This window comes from Bacillus litorisediminis (assembly GCF_022808645.1).
GTDB classification, from domain to species: Bacteria; Bacillota; Bacilli; order Bacillales; family JC228; genus Bacillus_BF; species Bacillus_BF litorisediminis.
Window position 1 is genome coordinate 20050 of record NZ_JAKZKT010000007.1, and the last position, 21805, is coordinate 41854.

The 21805-nt window shown below is 39.8% G+C and carries 19 protein-coding genes; 10 read left to right on the forward strand and 9 right to left on the reverse strand.

Annotation, left to right across the window (positions count from 1 at the left end; all coding sequences use genetic code 11):
- Positions 1 to 117 precede the first annotated feature (117 nt).
- From MLE14_RS05250 to MLE14_RS05270, 5 genes are all read left to right on the forward strand, one after another.
- Positions 118 to 1056 carry an ABC transporter permease gene (locus MLE14_RS05250; RefSeq protein WP_243297299.1) on the forward strand — a complete coding sequence of 313 codons (939 nt, stop codon included), beginning with the start codon at positions 118 to 120 and terminating at the stop codon, positions 1054 to 1056.
- Positions 1056 to 1982, forward strand: a complete 927-nt coding sequence (locus tag MLE14_RS05255; protein ID WP_279326166.1) for an ABC transporter permease — start codon at positions 1056 to 1058, stop codon at positions 1980 to 1982. Before MLE14_RS05250 ends, MLE14_RS05255 begins: the two co-directional genes overlap by 1 nt.
- Before the next feature lie 14 nt (positions 1983 to 1996).
- The gene (locus MLE14_RS05260; RefSeq protein ID WP_243297300.1) at positions 1997 to 3073 is read left to right on the forward strand and encodes an ABC transporter ATP-binding protein; all 1077 of its coding nucleotides are present in this window, start codon (positions 1997 to 1999) and stop codon (positions 3071 to 3073) included.
- Positions 3066 to 3992 (forward strand): ABC transporter ATP-binding protein, encoded by a 927-nt coding sequence (locus MLE14_RS05265; RefSeq protein WP_243297301.1) that lies wholly within the window; start codon positions 3066 to 3068, stop codon positions 3990 to 3992. Before MLE14_RS05260 ends, MLE14_RS05265 begins: the two co-directional genes overlap by 8 nt.
- A gap of 94 nt (positions 3993 to 4086) precedes the next feature.
- Positions 4087 to 5085, forward strand: coding sequence for a nuclease-related domain-containing protein (locus MLE14_RS05270; RefSeq protein WP_243297302.1), 999 nt, complete (start codon positions 4087 to 4089; stop codon positions 5083 to 5085).
- A 902-nt stretch (positions 5086 to 5987) separates the two neighbouring features.
- Here the strand turns inward: MLE14_RS05270 and MLE14_RS05275 are convergent.
- The 4 genes from MLE14_RS05275 to MLE14_RS05290 all read right to left on the reverse strand — a co-directional run bounded on the left by MLE14_RS05275 (position 5988) and on the right by MLE14_RS05290 (position 10969).
- Positions 5988 to 6842: an RNA polymerase sigma-70 factor gene (locus MLE14_RS05275; protein WP_243297303.1), complete on the reverse strand. Its 855-nt coding sequence runs from the start codon at positions 6840 to 6842 to the stop codon at positions 5988 to 5990.
- The gene (locus tag MLE14_RS05280; RefSeq protein ID WP_243297304.1) at positions 6820 to 8106 is read right to left on the reverse strand and encodes a phytoene desaturase family protein; all 1287 of its coding nucleotides are present in this window, start codon (positions 8104 to 8106) and stop codon (positions 6820 to 6822) included. The genes MLE14_RS05275 and MLE14_RS05280 overlap by 23 nt, the downstream gene beginning before the upstream one ends.
- A 92-nt stretch (positions 8107 to 8198) precedes the next feature.
- Positions 8199 to 9347 (reverse strand): AimR family lysis-lysogeny pheromone receptor, encoded by a 1149-nt coding sequence (locus MLE14_RS05285; RefSeq protein WP_243297305.1) that lies wholly within the window; start codon positions 9345 to 9347, stop codon positions 8199 to 8201.
- 245 nt (positions 9348 to 9592) lie between these two features.
- Positions 9593 to 10969, reverse strand: coding sequence for a YjiH family protein (locus MLE14_RS05290; RefSeq protein WP_243297306.1), 1377 nt, complete (start codon positions 10967 to 10969; stop codon positions 9593 to 9595).
- Between the two features lie 345 nt (positions 10970 to 11314).
- Between MLE14_RS05290 and MLE14_RS05295 the strand changes: the two genes are divergently transcribed.
- Positions 11315 to 12781 (forward strand): zinc ribbon domain-containing protein, encoded by a 1467-nt coding sequence (locus MLE14_RS05295; RefSeq protein ID WP_243297307.1) that lies wholly within the window; start codon positions 11315 to 11317, stop codon positions 12779 to 12781.
- Positions 12782 to 12905: 124 nt separating this feature from the next.
- On the opposite strand, the gene MLE14_RS05300 is transcribed toward MLE14_RS05295, so the two are convergent.
- The 3 genes from MLE14_RS05300 to MLE14_RS05310 all read right to left on the reverse strand — a co-directional run bounded on the left by MLE14_RS05300 (position 12906) and on the right by MLE14_RS05310 (position 15678).
- The gene (locus MLE14_RS05300; protein WP_243297308.1) at positions 12906 to 14156 is read right to left on the reverse strand and encodes an MFS transporter; all 1251 of its coding nucleotides are present in this window, start codon (positions 14154 to 14156) and stop codon (positions 12906 to 12908) included.
- Between the two features lie 274 nt (positions 14157 to 14430).
- Positions 14431 to 15009: a GNAT family N-acetyltransferase gene (locus tag MLE14_RS05305; protein WP_243297309.1), complete on the reverse strand. Its 579-nt coding sequence runs from the start codon at positions 15007 to 15009 to the stop codon at positions 14431 to 14433.
- 12 nt (positions 15010 to 15021) lie between these two features.
- Positions 15022 to 15678, reverse strand: coding sequence for an alpha/beta hydrolase (locus MLE14_RS05310; protein ID WP_243297310.1), 657 nt, complete (start codon positions 15676 to 15678; stop codon positions 15022 to 15024).
- 156 nt (positions 15679 to 15834) lie between these two features.
- On the opposite strand from MLE14_RS05310, the gene mraY reads away from it, so the two are divergent.
- Both mraY and MLE14_RS05320 read left to right on the forward strand, forming a co-directional pair.
- Positions 15835 to 16788, forward strand: coding sequence for a phospho-N-acetylmuramoyl-pentapeptide-transferase (gene mraY, locus MLE14_RS05315; RefSeq protein ID WP_243297311.1), 954 nt, complete (start codon positions 15835 to 15837; stop codon positions 16786 to 16788).
- A gap of 103 nt (positions 16789 to 16891) precedes the next feature.
- Entirely contained in the window at positions 16892 to 17464 is a 573-nt protein-coding gene (locus MLE14_RS05320; RefSeq protein WP_243297312.1) for a hypothetical protein, read from the forward strand.
- Between the two features lie 73 nt (positions 17465 to 17537).
- Here the strand turns inward: MLE14_RS05320 and MLE14_RS05325 are convergent, their stop codons facing one another.
- The gene (locus MLE14_RS05325; RefSeq protein WP_243297313.1) at positions 17538 to 18362 is read right to left on the reverse strand and encodes a transporter substrate-binding domain-containing protein; all 825 of its coding nucleotides are present in this window, start codon (positions 18360 to 18362) and stop codon (positions 17538 to 17540) included.
- A gap of 206 nt (positions 18363 to 18568) precedes the next feature.
- Positions 18569 to 19543: a ring-cleaving dioxygenase gene (locus MLE14_RS05330; protein ID WP_243297314.1), complete on the reverse strand. Its 975-nt coding sequence runs from the start codon at positions 19541 to 19543 to the stop codon at positions 18569 to 18571.
- A 211-nt stretch (positions 19544 to 19754) separates the two neighbouring features.
- On the opposite strand from MLE14_RS05330, the gene MLE14_RS05335 reads away from it, so the two are divergent.
- Both MLE14_RS05335 and MLE14_RS05340 read left to right on the forward strand, forming a co-directional pair.
- Positions 19755 to 20657, forward strand: a complete 903-nt coding sequence (locus MLE14_RS05335) for a hypothetical protein (protein ID WP_243297315.1) — start codon at positions 19755 to 19757, stop codon at positions 20655 to 20657.
- Between the two features lie 209 nt (positions 20658 to 20866).
- Positions 20867 to 21760, forward strand: coding sequence for a hypothetical protein (locus tag MLE14_RS05340; RefSeq protein WP_243297316.1), 894 nt, complete (start codon positions 20867 to 20869; stop codon positions 21758 to 21760).
- Positions 21761 to 21805 lie beyond the last annotated feature (45 nt).

The following is a 21805-nucleotide window of genomic DNA, read 5'->3' on the forward strand; positions in this document are numbered from 1 at the left end:
GCTCAAAAGATTAGGAGTCAGTCCCCACGAGTTTATTTGTGGGGCTGACTCCTCTTCTTTTTGGGGTTTTATCCCCCTACCTAGCCTTTTCAATTTTAATAAGCGAGGTGTTGAACGATGGCAAAATATATAGTAAAGCGCGTCCTTTTTATTCTCCTCTCTTTATTTATGATCGTTACGGCAACATTTTTTATTATGAGAATGGCACCAGGAAGCCCGTTTGCCTCTGAAAAATCGCTCCCTCCGGAAATCATGGAAAATTTCAATGAAAAATATGGCTTAAACGACCCCTGGTATGAACAATACTTCCGTTACTTAGGTCAAGTGGTTCGATGGGATTTCGGTCCATCGATGAAATATAAAGGACAAACCGTGAATGAAATTATTGCAGATGGCTTTACTGTTTCTCTTGCATTAGGAGCAGAAGCGCTACTGATTGCAATCGGAGGCGGTATTTTATTGGGAGTGATTGCAGCTCTGCGGCATAACCGTTGGCCAGATTATACAGCAACCGTTATTGCCGTGTTAGGAATTTCGGTTCCATCCTTTATCTTGGCAGCCGCTCTCCAATACGTACTGGCCTATAAAATGGGGGTCTTTCCAATCGCAAGGTGGGAGAGCTTTACTCATACGATACTGCCGGCCTTTGCATTATCGGCTACTCCTCTTGCTATGATTGCCAGATTAACCCGTTCCAGTATGCTTGAGGTTATGAATCAAGATTATATTAAAACAGCTAAATCTAAAGGATTAAGCAAACGTACGATCACCTTTAGACACGCAATTCGAAATGCGCTTTTACCTACAATTACGTATATCGGACTTCTTTTTGCCGGAATTATTACCGGAAGCTTTATCATTGAAAATATCTTTGCGATTCCAGGTTTAGGAAAGCAATTTGTTGTAAGTATTACAAACCGTGACTATTCGGTCATTATGGGGACAACTGTTTTTTATAGTGTCCTGCTCCTCTTCTCAATGCTGATACTAGATATCATCTATGGTTTCATCGATCCGCGCATTAAGCTAGCCAGACCAAGGAAAGGAGAAGCATAATGGCACAGACACAAATGAATCCGAACAAATTTGATCTTGTTGGTGCAAAAGCAAGTGATGCTGAAAAGATTTCGAAACCGAGCTTATCCTTCTGGAAGGATGCGATGATTCGCTTCCGTAAAAATAAGCTCGCCATGTTAGGCGTTTTTATGCTGATCCTTCTATCTTTCATGGCGATATTTGGTCAGTATATTTCAGGACACGATACAGCACAAACGGATCTTTTAAATACAAATAAGCCGCCTTCTGCTGAACATTGGTTCGGTACAGACGATTTAGGACGGGACATGTTTGCCCGCGTTTGGGAAGGTGCGCGTATTTCCATTTTCATTGGATTAGCTGCAGCCCTGATTGACCTGGTTATTGGAGTATTATGGGGCGGTATAGCAGGATATAAGGGCGGAAAAGTCGACGAAATTATGATGCGGATTGCCGATATTTTGTATGGGATCCCGTATCTATTAGTCGTTATTCTCTTCATCGTATTGTTTGAAAAAGTTAACTTATGGACCATGATTATTGCGATGACACTGATCGGCTGGGTCAGCATGGCCAAGATTGTCCGCGGCCAGGTGCTTCAGCTCAAAACACAGGAGTATGTACTAGCATCCCAAACACTGGGAGCAAAGACCGGCTGGATCATGTTTAAGCATCTAATCCCGAATGCAATGGGACCTATCATTGTCACATTAACACTAACCATCCCAAATGCGATTTTTACAGAGGCTTTCTTAAGCTTTCTTGGACTAGGTATTTCTCCTCCACTTGCCAGTTGGGGAACGATGGCAACCGAAGGAGTAGCGGCGATGCAATATTATCCGTGGAGACTCTTCTTCCCAGCTGCCTTTATCTGTATCACAATGCTAAGCTTTAACGTGATTGGCGATGGCTTACGTGATGCATTAGACCCTAAATTGCGCAAATAGGAGGGAAAAACGAAATGGAAAAACTATTAGAAGTCAAAGACCTGCATGTTAGCTTTGATATATACGGCGGAACAGTCCAAGCTGTCCGCGGGGTTACCTTTGATGTATACAAGGGTGAAACACTTGCGATTGTAGGTGAATCCGGCTCTGGAAAAAGTGTGATGACCCAGTCGTTAATTAAATTAATTCCGATGCCCCCTGGAAAAATTACAAGCGGGCAAGTGTTGCTTGAAGGCGTGGACCTGGTTCCGAAATCAGAAAAAGAAATGGAAAAGGTTCGCGGAAATGACATCTCAATGATTTTCCAGGATCCAATGACCTCATTAAATCCAACGATGAAAATCGGAAGACAGATTACAGAGGTTATTTTAAAGCACCATAAGGTATCGAAAGAAGAAGCTAAACAAAGAGCGATACATCTTTTAAATCTGGTTGGAATTCCATTCCCTGAAAGAAGATTCCAGCAATATCCGCACGAATTTTCTGGCGGAATGCGGCAGCGGGCAATGGTGGCAATAGCATTGGCCGCCAATCCAAAGCTTTTAATTGCCGACGAGCCAACAACAGCTCTTGATGTTACGATTCAGGCGCAAATTTTAGAGTTAATGAAGGATCTCCAGCAAAAAACGGAGTCTTCGATAATCTTTATTACCCATGATTTAGGTGTTGTAGCAAATGTGGCTGACCGGGTTGCTGTTATGTATGCCGGTCAAATTGTGGAAATCGGGACCGTCGATGAAATTTTTTATGATCCTCGTCATCCTTATACGTGGGGATTGCTGGCTTCAATGCCTAGCCTTGATAGTGATGATAAATCTGAGCTTGCAGCAATTCCAGGGTCGCCGCCTGATTTGACGAATCCTCCGAAGGGTTGTGCCTTTGCACCGCGGAATCCCTATGCTCTTGCGATTGATTATGAGGAAGAGCCACCTATGTTCCAAATATCCAAAACACATTTTGCCAAAACGTGGCTGCTGCATCCGGATGCACCAAAGGTCGAACCGCCTGAAGCTGTGAAAAATCGCTTGCGGCCAATGACGCAAAACTTCGAAACTCCGGTTCTGTTAAAGGAGGAAGCAATCCATGGCTGAAACACTCTTAGAGATTAAAAACCTGAAAAAATACTTTAATACAGGCAGTCCACACGAAGTAAGAGCGGTCGATGATGTATCTTTTTCGATTTATCGCGGGGAAACCCTTGGTCTTGTGGGAGAATCCGGCTGCGGTAAATCGACAACGGGGCGTACGATTATCCGTTTATATGAAGCTACTGATGGAGAAATCGTCTATAACGGGGAAAATGTCCGCACGATTAAATCACGGAAAAAACTCAGCGAGTTTCACCGCAAAATGCAAATGATTTTCCAAGACCCATATGCTTCCTTGAATCCTAGAATGACGGTGGCTGACATCATTGCAGAAGGGATTGATATCCACGGTCTTGCTAAAGGGAAAGAAGATCGGATGAAGCGTGTATATGATTTACTGGAAACAGTTGGATTAAACCGTGAACATGCGACCCGCTATCCGCATGAGTTTTCCGGCGGACAAAGACAGCGGATTGGCATCGCGCGGGCGCTTGCGGTTCAGCCGGAATTCATCATTGCCGATGAACCAATCTCCGCTTTGGACGTTTCAATCCAAGCTCAAGTCGTCAATCTCATGAAACGGCTTCAAAAAGAAAAAGGTTTAACCTATCTCTTTATCGCCCATGACCTATCTATGGTGAAATACATCAGTGACCGGATCGGTGTAATGTACTTTGGGAAGCTAGTCGAGCTTGCTCCAAGTGATGAGCTCTACCGCAACCCATTGCATCCGTATACGCAGGCCCTGCTATCTGCGATCCCGCGTCCGGATCCTGAAACGGAACGCCAGCGAAGAAGGAAAGTCTACGACCCAAGCATCCATGAATATAAAGAAGGCGAAGAAGTGAAAATGAGAGAAGTTTCGCCAGGGCATTTTGTGTACTGCTCTGAGAAAGAATTTGAATCTTATAAGCGCGCGTGATAGTATGTGTAAATCCTCCTCCAACTGTATGGGGGAGGATTTTTTTTAGTTTTCAAGAATTCATTAGTAAAAGAAAAAGGAGAGTGATGTTATATTGAACATCTATAAAAAAAGAGAATTCCCTGTTGAACTTTATTTGCACGAAATACTTTTGAACAGAGTTTACCCAAACTTTAGAAAAAGACAGGAAATTGAAAAAAATTTGATGTGGAGAAAAGCCGGTTACTATGGAGAACAAAATGTAGATTATCATTTAAGCCACTTAAAAGACTACTCTCTCACCGTCATTCACAACCTGCGTCTTTCATTGAATGGTATCTATTTTCAAATTGATACATTAATCTTATCTGCTTTTTTCACTTTAATCTTGGAAGTTAAAAATATCGCAGGTATCCTCCGATTTGATCCCCACTATGACCAGCTAATTCGCAGTTATGATCAAAAAATAGAGAGACTCCCCAATCCCCTCCATCAAGCAACCCGCCAAAAGAATCTGCTGAATCAATGGCTCCGAAAAAACTTTAATCTTACTATGCCTATTGAATTTTTCATTGTTAATACGAATCAATCCACAATTATTGAAGCCTCGCCAGAAAGCAAACCAATTTTCAATAAAATCCTCCATGCAGAAAGCTTAAACGAGGCAATCACTCTAGCTCAACGCAGATATGCGCGCTCCTCCATCACTGAAAAACAACTTGGTTCAATTAGTGAAAGAATTGTAAAAGAACATAGTCCCCATTTTCCAAATCTGTTAAATACCTATAAAATGTCCAGTTCCGATATTATAAAAGGCATACGGTGTGTGAATTGCTCCAGTTTTTCAATGGAACGAATTCATGGAACTTGGCTATGTCCCAAGTGCGGGGAAAAAGATAAAACAGCCCACGTACAAGCAATCCTCGATTATCTTTTTTTGATAGATTCCACCATTACCAATAAAGAGGCGAGAGATTTTCTAAAAACTAGTTCCCCTACTGTTGTAAAAAAGCTCCTTCAATCTATGAACCTCCCTTCTACCGGCACCGGAAAATACAGGATTTATCATAGACCGTCCATTCAAGAGATTTTGACCAATGGCGTCGGTTATTGACTGATGGCAATGGGTTTTGATTGATAGAAATGGATTTTGATTGATAGACCTAAGGGTTTGACCCATAGAACTACGAGTTTGACTGATAGAATTAGATTTTGACCGATAGAAATACTGATTTGACTGATAGAACCGGAATTTGACCGATAGAATCACGAGTTGACTGTTAGAACCACCAATTTGACCGATAGAATCGGTTTTTGACTGATAGAACTACGAGTTTGACCGATAGAACCACGTATTTGACCGATAGAACTATGAGTTTGACCGATAGAACCGGTTTTTGACCGATAGAACTATGAGTTTGACCGATAGAACCACGAGTTTGACCGATAGAAATGGATTTTGACTGATAGAACCACCAATTTGACCGATAGAACACTGATTTGACTCATAGAACCGGTTTTTGACCGATAGAACCGGTTTTTGACCGATAGAACCGGAATTTGACCGATAGAACCACTGATTTGACTGATAGAACCACGAGTTTGACCGATAGAACCACGAATTTGACTGATAGAACCGGTTTTTGACCGATAGAACCGGAATTTGACCGATAGAAACACTGATTTGACTGATAGAACCACGAATTTGACCCATAGAACCTCTGATTTGACTGATAGAACCTGAATTTGACCGATAGAAATGGATTTTGACTGATAGAAATGGATTTTGACCGATAGAACCGGAATTTGACCGATAGAAACACTGATTTGACTGATAGAACTACGAGTTTGACCGATAGAACCACGAATTTGACTGATAGAACCTGATTTTGACCGATAGAACCAGTTTTTGACCGATAGAACCACCAATTTTGACCGATAGCCCAATTCATGCCAGACTACCTATGCATCCACCCCACAAAAAAGACAGGGCACCCACTCGCCCTGTCTTCTTCCTCATACATTCATCAATTTCTCAGGATTCACTACCAAATAAATGGCTTGAATTCGGGTATCTGCTATATAAAATGAAATGACATTATGAGTCTCGTTATCTACTTTGCCGACAAGACCCGGTTGCCCATTGACTGATTCAATGGCAAAGGTCATATTTTCAGGGCGTTTACCATATACACCCTGTAAAAAGGGCAGGACGCGCTGAACCGTTTCGATTGGACGAATGGCTGCCTTTGCAACGCCGCCGCCATCTGAGTACAAAATGACATCTGGACTTAACAGCCCAAGTATTCTCTCCATTTCTCCCATCTGAAAGGCTTGAATAAATGATTCAATGACTTCCCGATTTTCTTTCACAGTAAACCGGCCGTTCGTACTGATTCCCATTTTCTTTTTTGCCCGGGAATAGAGTTTACGGCAATTGACCTCATTTGTTTCTAGCATATGAGATATTTCTGCATGAGAGAGGGAAAAGCCCTCTTTTAATAAAAAGACGGCTCTTTCGTTTGGGGTCAGGACTTCCATTAATTTTAAGTAAACCAGGCTTAATAAGTCCCGATTCTCAATCTTTTCCTCTACCTCATTGAAACGGGCGGCTCCGATTGGTTCGGGAAGCCACTCACCCACGTATACGATTCTCTTTTTCTGTGCGGACCGGAGTACATCGATACATTTGTTTGTCGCCATTTTGGATAAATAGGCTTTAATATTTTGGACATGATCAAGCTTCTCTTGCTGCAGGGTAAGAAAAATTTCTTGTACAACATCCTCTGCCTCCGTTACGGTTCCAAGCATTCCATATGATATGGAAAAAAGTAATGGTTTGTACTCTTTATATAATGCTTCGATGTTCATTGTTATTTTTACCTCCTAGCCATTGTTCAGCAGCTAAAGCGGCCTTTTTTCCGCTAGCAGCTGAGGCATCGGCAAGAATTCCTTCATCTATACAACAGTCCCCAGCTAGAAACAAACCGTCTACGGCTTGAGATGCTTTTTCAAATATTCTCATCGTGGTTCTGTTTGGGTATCCATTGCTCACAGCCAAATTAGTGAGACATCTAGAGTACACTTTTCTTTCCCGCCAGTGAGGCACCATTCGGTCTAAAAATTTCTCCATTTGCTCCTCGCTGGCGTCAGCCCCGTATCCAAATACATGAGCGACTTCATACTGTTGGCTTAGGTTAGCTGCTTTCGAATGGCTGGAATAATAAATAAAATGATCCGCATCAAAACCAAAGCTAGTTCGATCCATTTCATCTTTTTCTAAAATCAGATCCAAAGAAACTCCTTTGACTGGTTTGAGTTTTGAAAGGAAAGCAAACTGTTCACCATGCTCAGCCATTTTTTGCAGGTCATGCGGGGGTGCTGTATAGATCACCGTCTTCCCTTCAACTAGTCTTCCGGAAGAAAGCTCTAGTTGAAAGGCAGGAAAACTTCCTTTTATCTTCTTAACCTTTTCCCCTTTCATGAACAAAACTCCTCTTTTTTGCGCATGATTTTCTAAAGATTGTATTAACGTCTCCCAGCCGCCATCTAAATAAAGAACACCGCCTTTTAACGCAAGCTGAAGCTGCCGGATTGCATACGCGGCCGTCACTGCATCGTCCTCTTTACAATAGCTGGAGATTGCCAAAAGTGATTGAAGGATAGCCTTAACTTTCCTGGACAATCGATGCGCCATGAGCCATTCAGTAAATGAATGGTCGCCTGCTTTTCTCCAATCTGCTTTTAATAAATTGGAAAAAACTTTGATTAACTCTGCCTTCTCCCTCCATGTCAAAAACTCAGTTTTTAACAAAGCAACGGGAGAAGGAGGAAAAGGATACATCTTATCTTCTAAGATTAACTTTCCGTATATCTTCGGCTTTTTGCCTGTTGGATGGATACCAAGCTCGTTCAAAATTTGGGATGTCCCGCCTTTTATATAAAGAGCATGCGGCCCCAGATTTAAATGAGATTGATGGACAATTGTCGTAGAAGCCCTTCCGCCAAGCTCCTTCCCTTTTTCAATCACTGCTACCTTTCTGCCTTGCCTGGCAAGATAATTTGCTGATATCAAACCAGCCAATCCCCCGCCAATTACGATCGAATCAAAAAATTGATCAGTTATGAACGTCATAAAAATTCCTCCTTCTCGTTTTACCATTAAGACGGAGAAAGGAGGAATATCGTGACAATTAAAAAAAATAAACTAGACCTACCAGAAGCAAGCTAGTTCCTGACCTTCTTCTCTTTCAGTTTTTCTAGTGACATTTTTGATAAGGCTCTGATTGGTAAAACAGCAAAGAAAAAGTCTCCATTCGATCTGAATCTTTCATACGATCTCTGCAATGCTTCTTCATCAGAAAAGGCGACACCCCAGTAATAATCCTGAAACGCTGTCAACGGCTGTACTTTTTTCAAATCGATTAGCAATGCCTGGGCTTTTTTCATATCCCCTTTTGCGATGTAGTAATGAATTTTTTCTGGAATATCATCTGGTTCTGGCTGATTAATCTCCCATACATTTTTAATGAATGCTTTACTTTTTCCATTTTCATTCATACAGAACCTGGCCACATTGTTTGATATTGTTTCTAAAATGGCATTAGATTCATCAATTAGTTCTAGAGCTTTTTGAGGATCCTCATACAAAAATGACAATGCATAGTAGTGAAGAATCCGGCAGTAACCAAGTGGAAAGTAAACTTGTGTTTCTTTATCATTTAAATACATTTCACCTATTCTTCGGACTTTTCCAATCAAGTTTAACCGGAGGGTACTATTGATAGTGCTGGTATGGAGTCTCATTGTAAAAGCACTTCTAAAAAATGGATTTTCAATTTTTTCTAGCTGCGGTGCATACTCATCTGCAAGTTTATCAATGGTGATATGAGCATTTATTTTTTGAAGAAGTTGGGTAATTCGCATGGTTTCGAGGAAAATTTTCATTTCGTTACATTTTAAACTTGCTTTTTTCGCTGAATAGAGGAAATCATCGTTAAATAGCTCCTCACTTTTTAGTGATAAAGCGTACATTTCTGCCCATTCCTGTACATAAGGATCTTCTGATTTCATCCCCTTGTCGATTAGCCTTTGCAGGATTTCATTCTCTTCATACTGACTAACCAGTTCCAATGAATATAGAATATTATCAGAAGAACTTATGGTATCTAAATAGACAGAGAAGATGTCTTTCTTTTTTTCATAATCCGGGTAAGAATCATTGATTAAATGAAAAAAAGGCAGAATGGGTATTTCCTTTTTCCTTGAAAAGTAATCTCTTACCTCATCTGTAGAAACGTTCAATTTCTTAGCCCAATCCTCGGGAGAATATTGAAGTTTATATGATATTTCGAGCAGAAGTTCACCGAGCTTCATTAAGTAGTCCCCCAATATATTTTCGTACCACTATGTATTCGATATGCGATGGTCTATTCCTTCATGACCATCAGACTAAAATGATAGATATTTCTTCCTATTTTTTGAATAAATGTAAAAAAATAAAAACAGCCTGTCAATATAAATTACGAAATTTAGTAATCATCTTATTTATTTTAATCGATTTAATAAAGCAAGAAAACCCTTCCTCAATAAAAAATCTGGAAGGGTTTCATAGCTGTTTTTTAGAAGATGATATGAGCTGCTACTACAATAACAGGCAGCGTAATAAGGGTTCTTAATAAAAAGATGACAACAAGGTCGAGGAAGTTAACTGGAATTTTAGATCCCATTAATAGTCCGCCAACTTCTGACATGTATATTAATTGGGTGACAGAAAGCGCCGCTATTATAAACAATGTCATGGAGCTTTCAATCATTTCACTCGCTAAAATCGATGGAAGGAACATGTCTGCAAATCCGATTAAAACGGTTTGAGCAGCCTCAGCTGCTTCGGGAACCTGCATGAGTGAGAGAATTGGTTCAATTGGTTTACCAAGTATCATAAAGAAATCGGTATATTCAGCCACAATAAGTGCAAGAGTACCAAACGCCATGACAACTGGAACCACACCAATCCACATATCCAATACATTTTTAAAGCCAGATTTTAGAACAGTTCCATAGTCCTTCGTTTTCGATGCTTTATTCGCTGCCTGTGCAACTCCCCAGGTGAACAAACTGGTGTTAGCCGGAATCTCCTCATCTGGCTGCTGCACAGCTTTTTCATAAGTTGTATCAGGCTTTTTTGAAAGCGGCCAGATTCTTGGCATGATCAATGCGGCAACTAATCCTGCAATCACAATGGTTAAATAATATGGTCCAAATAGGTGTTCAAGTCCCACTGTCTCAAGAACTGTAATGCTAAAAGTGATGGAAACAACGGAAAAAGTTGTTCCGATAATCGCTGCTTCCCGCTTTGTATAGAAGCCATCCTGATATTGTTTATCAGTTAAAACAACACCAATCGTCCCATCTCCTACCCATGAAGCCAGTACGTCAATCGATGATCGTCCTGGGAGTTTAAACACTGGTCTCATGACTTTAATCAGCAAAGTCCCAACAAATTCGAGGAGACCGAAATCTAATAATAACGGAAGAAACAGACCTGCAAATAAGAAAATTGTGAATAAAGAAACGATCAGATCTAATACGAGTCCGCCTGTATTTTCGGAAAAAATCGCTTCTCCGCCCCATTGAAATAGGGTTAGAACTGCAAGAACAAATCCTAGCAATCTTACAACAAGCCAAAACCAGTTTACGGAAAACAATGTTTTTAACACTGGATTTTGCGGTTGCTTTGCTTTTGCGATTAATGAGCCAATCGCCGCTACTCCCATGAATACAGTTGCTAAGTATGGGATGATACCCTCAAGCATCTCTCGTAACTCCCCTGCCAAAAAGGCAACAGGAATCGTCATACTTCCCTCTACTGTGATTGGTACCATGAATAAGAAAATACCAATAATAGATGGGATGATAAAATTTAAATAATCTGCAGCCGAATAGGCTTTAAGCGATGGGTTCGCTTTCTGTATTTGAACTTGATTTGATTTTTCCATACTAGTTACACCTCTTTACCTATCTAGCTGTTTCGCAACTATTAGTAAGGTATTTGAATGACAACCAAAAGCCATCATACCATCATGCGAATAAAAATACAACACCATTTATCTTTATTAACTTTTTCCAAATAGTTTATATCCTTCCATTCCTGATTCTTCCCATTTTATGGACGTGTGCCATTAATATTGTACTGGCAGAACCCTTTTTTATCTGATAAGCAAATCATTGTAATCTTTTTGTAATGAAATGGACATGAAATCTTAAAAATAATACCAATTTTCGACAAAATATGATAATATTTTCTGGAAATCATACTTTATACCTATACAGGAGGAAAGCCGATGAGTTTTTGCCCAAATTGCGGACATGGGTTAAAGCCAGATCAACAATTCTGCTCTGAATGCGGAAAACCCTTCAGCAGATCCGGATCAGGCGGTTCAGAAGTTACCGTTACTATCGAAGAAACCTATACCCCATCTAAACCTTTGTCTAAACGTCAAAAAATTGCACTGCTATCGAGCGGCGTAGCTGTAGTCTTGCTCGTTGCTGGTTACTTTGTGCTGCAGCATTTATCAAGCGTTGAGTATCGGATTGACCGGTTCGAGCAAGCATTAGAAGAAAAAGATGAAAAAGCATTAATGAAATATGTAGGATCTTTTGACTCGAAAATTGAAGTAGAGAAATCAAATATTCAAGATTTGATAGAATATGTAAATGACGATCCGTTTTATAAGGATGAATTGCTTGAAAGTTTAAAAGAGCAAGCGAAACATTTAGACGACCCGCAAGTGGAGCCGTATGAAGAAACAACCGTGTTATTAAAGAAATCTGGCAGGCAGTTCTTATTCTTTGATGATTATGAAATCCAGCTGCTCCCTTATTACTTTGAAATTGAAACGAATTATGCAGGAGCAAACATTTTCATTGATGGAAAAGAAGTAGGAGAAAGTGATTCAGATAACTTTATAGCTTCATATGGTCCATATTTACCAGGTAAATATACAATTAAAGTTGAATATCAGTCCGAGTTTGCAGCCCTTGATGAAGAGGTAAACGTTAATCTATTTGATGAATCTGGCCAAAATGTTTATGTAGATATGTGGCTGGAGGGTTATTATGTAGATGTTTTCTCTAATCATGGAGATGGAGGTTTATATATCGACGGAAACTATGTAGGCACTGTTTGGGAATTAGAAGGTATTGGACCGATAGACTTGGACGGTTCCCATACGATTTATTTGGAAAAAGAATTCCCTTGGGGGACTGTACGAAGCGAAGAGTTTGAAATTACGGATACATACTATGATCTAAGCATTGATCCCTTAACAGAAGAGATGAAGAATCAAGTAGCCGAAGCAATATATACATTTGAAGTACAGCGATTTATGAGTTTACAAACGTTAGATCAAACCCATATTGTCGCCTCTCCTTATTATAAAGAGGAGCTGGCCGCTGAAGTCCAATATTATATTGATAGCGATTATAACTATTACGGAACCGGGCTTGATACCGTTACAGTTGATTTGGACACAATGGAGCTATATGTTGAAGAAGACTATATCCATGTGGATGCCTACGGTAAAGTAGATTGGACCGGAGATATCTACCCAGCTTCCTATGCCGAAGAGGAAACGCCAGAATTTGTAGAAAGCATTACGACAGAGACCGGCAGCGACTTCCGTTCTTATGGTGTCCTATACAACTTAGAAACTGACCAATGGGAAGTTGATGGACTCTTCTGGTCCCCATACTCTGAATTCGAACCAGACGGCGGGCTGGTTGTTTTTGATGCCAATACGGAAATTTAAGGGGTGTCTGCACACATAGGGCGTGCCAGGAGCGCCCTGAATTTTCTTGTTTCACGGTGAATATTTCACGCAAATAAAAAGGTGCAAGAGTCTATAAACTCCTGCACCTTTTTGTATGGTTGCATTATTCCTGAGATCCCAGCGCCTGCTGTGTATTGGACGCCATTTTCTGATTGTATAATGGAAGCATGAATAACATTCCAATCAGAAACAGGATAGCGGATGTTTCAAACATAGCAACTAGTGAGAATTCCTTTTTGAGTACACCAGCGAAACTCATCGTTAGGACCATGGAACCTGTAAATAGCGGGCTCAAGATTCCATTGACCCTGCCAATAAATGCTTCTTCTGTTCTTTGTAAAATCATCGTATTGATCCCGATTTGGATACATGGAAGCATTAACCCGTTAATGAATTCAGCTGCTAAAGTAAGCCACAGATTGGTAGAGAGTCCCATTACCGCGATGCCAATACCATTGACAAGCATTCCGAAAAGGAGCAGCCGCTGCGGCGGGACTGTTTTAGCAAAGATCATTACACAAGCACCGCCGAGAATCATGCCTACACCATTCACCATAAACAGCCATTGGAGATTTTCTTCAGGCAACCCTAATTGTTCAGTCACCAGGAAGATGGAAAGCGGCTGAATGAACCCTAGTCCGAGACCAGCTAATAAAAAGCAGAAACCAAGTAAACTTAATTCTTTTTTACTTAATACATACTGTATGCCGCTCTTCATATCCTGCCACAATGTGTTTGGAGCAACGGCTGATTCAACTTTCCAATCTGGCGGAAGAAAAGCAAGGGCTGCCGCTGAAAGTAAAAAGGCTGTTCCCGTGATGGCAATAGAGATATGAATTCCAAACGATTGAAAAACAAACGTTCCAATGATCGGGCCTAGCACCATAAATACAGCAAACATGGTTTGATAAAGCGACATCGCAGCTTGAATTTGTTCCTCAGGTAAGTGCAATTTAAATAGCTTCATCCCTGAAGGTTGAGAAAATTGGGATAGAATTGCTGAAATTAAGGTAGCAAAAAACACTACCTGCCACGTTCCAAAAATAAGAGTTACCAATACGGCATATACCGAAATAGCACTTAAAATGTCACACCAGACCATCGTCCTTTTTGGCCGCCATCGGTCAGCAAACGTGCCGCCAATAAAAGAAAAAATAAAGATTGGCGCGAATTCTGCAACAGAAATCATGGAAACAGCAAAGGCATCCCCATTCGTCTGCTCCATCACAAAAAGCAAGACGGCAAAGTTTCTTATCCAAATCCCAATTTGCAAAAACAATCCGGAAAAAATAATAGCCCGAAACACCTGATTGCGAAAAAGGCCAGACTGAACATTACCTGTTTTTTGTTCCAAAATAAAAACCTCCTGTATATTTTCTGGACAGGAGGCAGTACATTTCAAGGGCACAATTTTTCCATAAAAAATTGGAAACAATGAACACTTTGAACTGTATATAAAAATACAAACTAATCCTATCCAGAAAAAATGTATCGTGTGTGATTAACAATTTTTTCATATAAATAGGATTAATTGTTCATTGTCCCCTGGTCACCCTTCCGTTTTTTGTCATTACCTATCATACTCGATGCAAATTGGTAAAGCAAGTAAATTTTAAGTAAAAATATGGTTATTTTTTCGCGGATTCGTACTCTTTCTTCAAAATTGAATACATCGTTATATCCCAATGCTTGCCTTTGACTTTCATCGCCTTTCTCATGGTTCCTTCATATGTCATTCCCAGTTTTTTCAGAACCCTTTGAGAAGCTTGATTTTCAGCAAAGGTGCGTGCCTGAATCCGGACCAGGCCCATTTTTTCAAAGCCAAAGCGCAGTAATGCTTGCCCTGCTTCCGGTGTATAGCCATTTCCCCAGTAATCTGGGGAACAGACATAACCAATCTCGCCATATTGATGAGATTTATTCCAAGAAACAAAATCAATCGTTCCAATTAATTGATTTGTAGCTTTGATCACCATTCCCCAAGGTGCAACCCCTCCGCTTTCATACTGATTAAGCACAAAATCTAGAAATGTTTGTGTGTCACTCAATGATTTATGTGCTTCCCAGGTTACATATTGAGCTGCTTCCGGTCGAGATGAATAATCAAAAATGGCCTCTTTATCCGCCAAAGTAATAGGACGCAATAGCAGGCGCTCTGTTTCTAGAATTGGAAATGGTTTAAAAATACTTGTTTTTGCACTGTCCATATGTGGTCTCCTCTATTCTGAAACAAAGCGTTTGATTTGTTCCAGTGTTGTTTTCAAAGCCTCAATGGAGGACAAAACGTCCCCTTTTTTATCTAGACTGTGATCCGCTTGATCTAACAGCAAGGTGTCATAATTGGCCTTTTCCTTGATTTCCCTCCATCGTTCTTCCCGGAAACAAAAGTCGTTTGTTCCGATAACAGCGAATGATTTTTGTGCAGTATTGATCATATGTTCAAATACAAAATGATTATGAATTAAAGGTGTCAGCCATATCGCCTTAGCCTGCCCCAGCTCTTTTTTTTCATCAAAAAGACTTGCCATTGCAATCGTTCCTAACGATTTTCCCAAAACTGCAAATTCCTGATAATGAAGATCTGAAATGACCTCATCGTAACCGGCGAAAACATCTTCCTTTATACAGCGAAAAAATTCATCATTTGAAAGTTTTTCGTACTCTTTTCCCGAAAAATCATAGTTTATATGGAGGACATCGTATTCCATTTCAAGGAACAAACGAGTTGCATAATAGAATATGGGCATTTTCGTATTGTACCCTGCTCCTGGAAGTAAGATTGCGAGTTTGTGATTTTTATCATCCTTCGTAAATAAAGCAGATTCAATCGTTCTCCCTTTTGAATTTGTTAAAGGATAGGATTTTTTATTTACCAACTTGCACCCCTCCTTAATTGGAAATTTTATCTAGTATATATCTCAAACTATCTTTTGTAAATACTTCATTTCCCGACATAGTTCGACAGTTCTCTACTTTTTTGGTAATATATTCATATAATACCATATTCTAACCTTAGAAAGGCGGATTCGATAGTGTTTGAAGTTATTCTTCCGGCTGTCGTAACGCTCGGACTTGTACTTCTTCTATGCCCATTCCTCATCCAGGTTTTAATAAAGTTACAATTGACGCAGCCGATTCGCAAAGAGCTCCCGGAAGAGCAGCAAGCAAAACAAGGAACACCCCTTATGACCGGCATCATTTTTATCATTGGAATTATGATTGCGCTTTTATTTTCAGCTAGCCATGTGATGTTATTTATTTGTACAGCCTTTGTTCTATTTAGTCTCATTGGCTTTTTAGATGACTATTGGAAAGCATCAAAGCAGGATCCTAATGGGATCTCAGGAAAAACCAAGCTTGTTCTCCAGTTTGTAGTTACCGGTTTCCTGCTTTATTTCATTACGGCTAAATTAGGGTTGGACACGAATATTCAGGTTTTTAATCACTGGACGATTGATCTTCCTTCTGTTCTTTATTTACTGATTATGGCGGTTTTTGTTGTCGGTTCAACCAATGCCATCAACTTTACAGATGGAATGGACGGGTTATTGGGTGTTGTCGCTATTCCTACTTACTTTTTCTTTTTTGTGATATCTGACATACCCGAAATTCAAGTATTTTGTTTAATTATGATTGCGAATATTTTAGGATTCCTTATGTTTAATATTTTTCCTGCTAAGGCTTTTATGGGTGATACGGGATCCCTTGCCATTGGCGGTTCATTATCATTTTTGGCTATCATCGAGAAGGTTGAAATTATAATTCCTTTATTATTTTTCATTTATTTTGCTGAACAGCTCTCAGTAGTCATACAAGTATTCGTTTACAAACGCACGAAAAAAAGGATATTTCAGATGACCCCGATCCATTATCATTTTTCATTAAAGTATGGCTGGACGGAAAATGCAGTCGTCATTGTGTTCGGCATTATTTCTTGGTTGGGTACTTTTATCAGCTACGGATATTGGAACTATTTTCTATCATAATTGAGACAAACTCATTCGTTTGTCCCTTTTTTTTGTCCGCATTTTTAGGTAATATTTAGGGAAAATAAAAGAAGAGTTGTCTAAAAATCGAGGAGGGAAACGAATGAAACGAATCTTGCTCGTCGCACTTCTTTTACCCTTCCTATTGCTAGGGTGCGGTCAGGATAATGAAAACACTGAAGTCAACCCAAATCCCAATGATGAGTTCGAGTCAAACGAAACTGACCCCTCTGTTCAGGAAGAGGACGAAACAGAACAAGGAAATGAAGATGGACAAGAGGAGCATCTCGCAGTAGATGAATTAATGGCGAAATACCGTGATTTAGCCTCCTCTCAGGGAAAGTTTGCGGCTGATGATCAGAACAAGGTTCAGGAATTTCAGTCGAAAGAAGAACTTGTAACAGAAGCCACCCAATTTTTAACCCGTGAATTTGCCCAGGAAGTGGTCGATCTCCGTTATGAAGATAAGGAAGACGGAGTTTATGTCATACCAATGGATGGCCCTGTTACATTAGATGAAACAAAGGACTATAATCTTGAAAAAGTAAGCGGCTCCGAATATCGTCTCACCCAGGAACATACCAGTGATTTGCACGGAAATGTTGAATTAGAAGTGATATTTGTTAAACAGGACAATCATTGGGTGATTCAAGATGTAAATGAAAATCAAGCTTAACTAACAGATGGACTACCACTCAGTTTTTGTAAAAAAGCGTAACTTCCCGAGAAAGTTACGCTTTTTCTGGTGCTTATTCTTGCTGAGCTTTGATTGTCTCAAGGTCTGGTTCAACGCCAAACCATTCTTCATAGATTTCAGTATAGGTGCCGTTCTCAAAAATCGTATTGAGAGCTTCATCGAAGTCAGCTTTTAATTGGCTGCCTTTCGGGAACATAAATCCATAAAATTCCTGTTCAAATGCTCTGCTATCTTCTACTACTTTTAATTTTTGATCCGGATTATTTTTCACGTATTCTTCTACTACTGTATTATCCGCAACAACGGCATCTGCACCGCCTTGCAGAAGCTCTTGAATCGCCAAGTTGTTATCTTCAAACTTTTTAATGTCCTGATGATTGGTTCCAAATAATTTTTCAACAGCTGCATCCCCTGTTGTTCCGCCTTGAACAGCTACCTTTAAGCCGACCAAATCTTCCCCTGATTCAACCGTACTATCTTCTGATACTAAAATTTTATTCGTTGATAAGAAGTACGGATGGGAAAAATCGTAAGTTTGCTTGCGATCGTCATTAATCGTAATCGCACCGACGGCTAAATCTGCTCTTTTAGACTCTATTTCTACGAAAAGAGGATCCCAGCCGACATGTTCAATTTCAATTTCATAACCGGCTTCTTCTGCAAGGGCGTTGATTAAATCAATGTCAAAGCCGACAATTTTATCGCCTTCCATGTATTCAAATGGGGCGTATGCTGCATTTGTAACGACACGTAATGGTTTACTTTCTGATGATCCTTCTCCTGATGTTGCTGTATCTTGAGTGCTGGTTCCGCATGCTGCCAAAACTAAAATAAGACCCGAAAGAATCGCTAGTAAAAAGAATGATTTTTTCTTCATGCTTTTTCCCCCTAGTTGTTTCATAGTTCCAATTATACGAATTAATAAAACTAGTAAAACTTTTCATATATTTTAAATTAACTCATTTTTATACATTTTGCAACATAATTATGCATATGCTTGTAAATTACTCTCTGCCTGCTTGTTGTATATCAATCAAATGAAAGAAAAGAACCTCCTGTCGATACACAGGAGGTTCTTTTTTGTTAGAATCTTTTCGTGTTTAATGGTTTAAGCTTTGCCTCAATTTCTTCTCTTTTATCTTCCAAATAGGGTGGTAAAGCTAAGGATTCACCTAGATGTTCACTATCTTCATCTGTAGCGAAACCAGGGCCGTCGGTAGCCAGTTCAAATAGGATCCGGTTTCTTTCCCTAAAATAAAGGGATTTAAAATAAAAGCGTTCCACAAAACCAGAGTTTGGCAATCGTGACTTTTTTAATTTTTCAACCCATTGATGCAGCTCTTCTTCATCCTCGACTCGGAAAGCAACATGATGTACTCCTCCTCGTCCAAGCCTTTCTGGCGGGAGATCCGTTCTCTCTTCAATATGTACCTCTCCCCCAGTTCCACCTTCACCTGCCTCATACACGATAATATCGCGTTGCCCTACTTCATAAGCTGGAAAGGTTCCAACCTCACGGAAGCCGAGCACGTCCTCTAAAATCTGCTGAGTTGGAGCAGCAACAGGAACTGTCAGCTGTACCGGGCCAAGTCCAAGAATCCCATATTCAACAGGCACAGGACTTTGATGCCACGGCTTCCCTCCTTTGATCCCCTGGTTGTTTTCATCTGATACCAAAACCAAGCGCTGCCCCTCAAAGTCCTTAAACGCAAGGGAAGCCCGCCCCGCTCTTTGTTTGATTTCCTCGTGCTCTACCTGCAGCTGTTCAAACCTTTCCTTCCAATAGATTAAGGCATTATCATTCACTACCCTGAGAGAGATTGAAGAAATACTGTGTACCCCAGGATGATTACGGGCAGCCATTGGAATTTCAAAAAAAGTGAGCTCTGTTCCCGGATTCCCCTTTTCATCTCCATAGAATAAATGGTATACAGAGGTATCGTCTTGATTGACTGTTTTTTTCACCAATCTCATTCCCATCGTTTCTGTGTAAAATTTAAAATTCCGTTCTGCATTCGCCGTAATCGCTGAAACATGATGGATTCCTTTAATCTTCATATGTATCCCCCAAATAAAATTTTAGGCTAATCTGTTGGAAACTTTTTCATTTTCCCACCGTCTGATTAGTGGATGAAATATAAAAGTCTCAGGTGGCGGTTATCTCTTTTTGTTCATGCTGAAATCATTGACATGTGATGGAATTATCTATATTAACAGCATAGCTTATTAAAAACCAAAAAGAAAAAAATAGATCCAAGGGGGCCAAAAAATGAAAAAATGGGGTAGATGGAGTGTCTATATATCAGCCACCCTTGTTTTAGTGCTTAGTATCGGATACCTAATCTTTTCATATACATTTGAATTTGAAAATGAAGTGAATAGAGAAGAACGGGCTGACGGAGCTGCTGAACAGGGGAGTAACGGCGGTACAGGCATGGAGGAACCGCAGGCAAATGATCAAGAGGGGGCAGAAGAGCCTCAAAAATTATTGGATGAGGAACAAGCAATTGAAATCACACAAAACTTATTCAAAGGGTTAAAAGAGACGTTTGGGCGCTTAGGTGAAGAACATAAATGGTCATCCGTCCAAGGCGATTGGAATCAGCCCGGATATACGGAACCTGATTTTGATGTTGCCAAACCATATCTTTTAAAGTATGCAACAGAGGAATTTGCTGCAGGCACGCTTGAAGATATATTAAAGATGTATTATTGTTTCTGCGATAAAATGTCGATTCCTGATTTTCACTTTGATGTGAGGGCTGAGGTACTGGAATTACATGATAACCTTTTTGTAATAAAGGGAATCAGTATTGCAAATGAACTTGGAAATGGCGGACTAACTGGTTATATCACCGTTAAAAATGAAGGTGGTTCCTGGAAAATCGATCACTGGCAATTGAATGACTTTTCTGTTGAGCCAATCAACCTCACAGTTGATGAATATTTAACTTATCTAGATCTCTATTATGCAGATGATTCTAAAATATCGTACGTAAAAACGATTAAAATGACAGGCTTAATCGGTTTCGAAGGTGAGCCGATGTATGAGAATGCCATTGAAGGTGAAATAGATGTTCATGTTTTCTATAACGAATCGCTTGATTACTATTTCGGCATAGCCGCCAATAGCAGCCATAGTTTACCTATTGCAGAGAGTGACTTGAAGTAATGTAGTAGATATTTGATTAATTTTTCCCCTTTCTTGGAGGGGACTTTTTTATTCCTAGTTTGAATCCGCTTGAGAATAATGGACATGGACATGGTACAATCGGTTATTTTTTATTCTTGGAATAATTTGGTTTGAGACATTTCGGTTTTAATATCGTCTTAATGAATGAAAACACAATTCCAGCTGTAACATTAAGGGGGCAATACAAGTTGAAAAAATGGAGGATTTACCTTTCAGCTGCTATCGTCGTGACCACACTAGGCTTAGGGTATTATATCATTTCTTCTAATGAGAATACGGCCATTGGAGAAGAGTCACACGAATCTGTGAAACAAAACATAAGTGGTTCAACGAAGGAGGAACTAGAGCAGACAGACGGTGCCATAAATGAACAGAACTCCGATCTGCAGGATGGGACTGATGGTGACAATTCGGAAGAACCTGTGAAAATGGTTGATAAAGAACAGGCAGCCAAAATCACAAATGATTTATTAACAGGATTAACAGAAACGTTTAAACAATTAGGCATAGACTACAAATGGACATCTATTAAAGATAGCGAATACTTTAAAGATCATACAGAGCCTGACTATGCAATTGCAAAACCATACTTTTTAAAATATGCAACAGAGGAATTTTCAGATGAAACACTTCAAGATATCCTAATGGATTTTTATTGCCACTGTGATACGAAACAGTCCATTCCCAATTTGGATTTCAATGTTAGGTCGGAGCTAATTGAATCAAAGGAAAATCAATTTGTGATTAAAAGTATTAGTATTATAAACGATTTAGGAAACGGTGGTTACACCGGATATATAACTGTCAAGTATTCAAATGGATCCTGGAAAATCGACAATTGGGAGCGAGTTAGCTACAGAGACGAACCGATTAACATCACATCCCAAGAGTATATAAAATATTTAAACAGTGGGGACTTCGGATATCATTATAAGTTTATTGAAACGATCCAAATGCCATCATCTGATCCATCCGTAAAGGGTAATGTAGACGTACATGTTTTTTATAGCGAAAGAGAAGATCTGTACTATGGTATTGAGGCGAATAGTACGAAGCTTGTCAGACCTAGAGGATATGAATAAATCCCTCTTTTTTAAGGGGGATTTTTTGTCATGGCCATTTTTATG

Bases quoted from the DNA above. Each gene is read 5' to 3' on its own strand.
- MLE14_RS05250 (WP_243297299.1), top strand. From the start codon at position 118: ATGGCAAAATATATAGTAAAGCGCGTCCTTTTTATTCTCCTCTCTTTA.
- MLE14_RS05255 (WP_279326166.1), top strand. From the start codon at position 1,056: ATGGCACAGACACAAATGAATCCGAACAAATTTGATCTTGTTGGTGCA.
- MLE14_RS05260 (WP_243297300.1), top strand. From the start codon at position 1,997: ATGGAAAAACTATTAGAAGTCAAAGACCTGCATGTTAGCTTTGATATA.
- MLE14_RS05265 (WP_243297301.1), top strand. From the start codon at position 3,066: ATGGCTGAAACACTCTTAGAGATTAAAAACCTGAAAAAATACTTTAAT.
- MLE14_RS05275 (WP_243297303.1), bottom strand. From the start codon at position 6,842: ATGAACATCGAAGCATTATATAAAGAGTACAAACCATTACTTTTTTCC.
- MLE14_RS05280 (WP_243297304.1), bottom strand. From the start codon at position 8,106: ATGACGTTCATAACTGATCAATTTTTTGATTCGATCGTAATTGGCGGG.
- MLE14_RS05285 (WP_243297305.1), bottom strand. From the start codon at position 9,347: ATGAAGCTCGGTGAACTTCTGCTCGAAATATCATATAAACTTCAATAT.
- MLE14_RS05290 (WP_243297306.1), bottom strand. From the start codon at position 10,969: ATGGAAAAATCAAATCAAGTTCAAATACAGAAAGCGAACCCATCGCTT.
- MLE14_RS05295 (WP_243297307.1), top strand. From the start codon at position 11,315: ATGAGTTTTTGCCCAAATTGCGGACATGGGTTAAAGCCAGATCAACAA.
- MLE14_RS05305 (WP_243297309.1), bottom strand. From the start codon at position 15,009: ATGGACAGTGCAAAAACAAGTATTTTTAAACCATTTCCAATTCTAGAA.
- MLE14_RS05320 (WP_243297312.1), top strand. From the start codon at position 16,892: ATGAAACGAATCTTGCTCGTCGCACTTCTTTTACCCTTCCTATTGCTA.
- MLE14_RS05325 (WP_243297313.1), bottom strand. From the start codon at position 18,362: ATGAAGAAAAAATCATTCTTTTTACTAGCGATTCTTTCGGGTCTTATT.
- MLE14_RS05330 (WP_243297314.1), bottom strand. From the start codon at position 19,543: ATGAAGATTAAAGGAATCCATCATGTTTCAGCGATTACGGCGAATGCA.
- MLE14_RS05335 (WP_243297315.1), top strand. From the start codon at position 19,755: ATGAAAAAATGGGGTAGATGGAGTGTCTATATATCAGCCACCCTTGTT.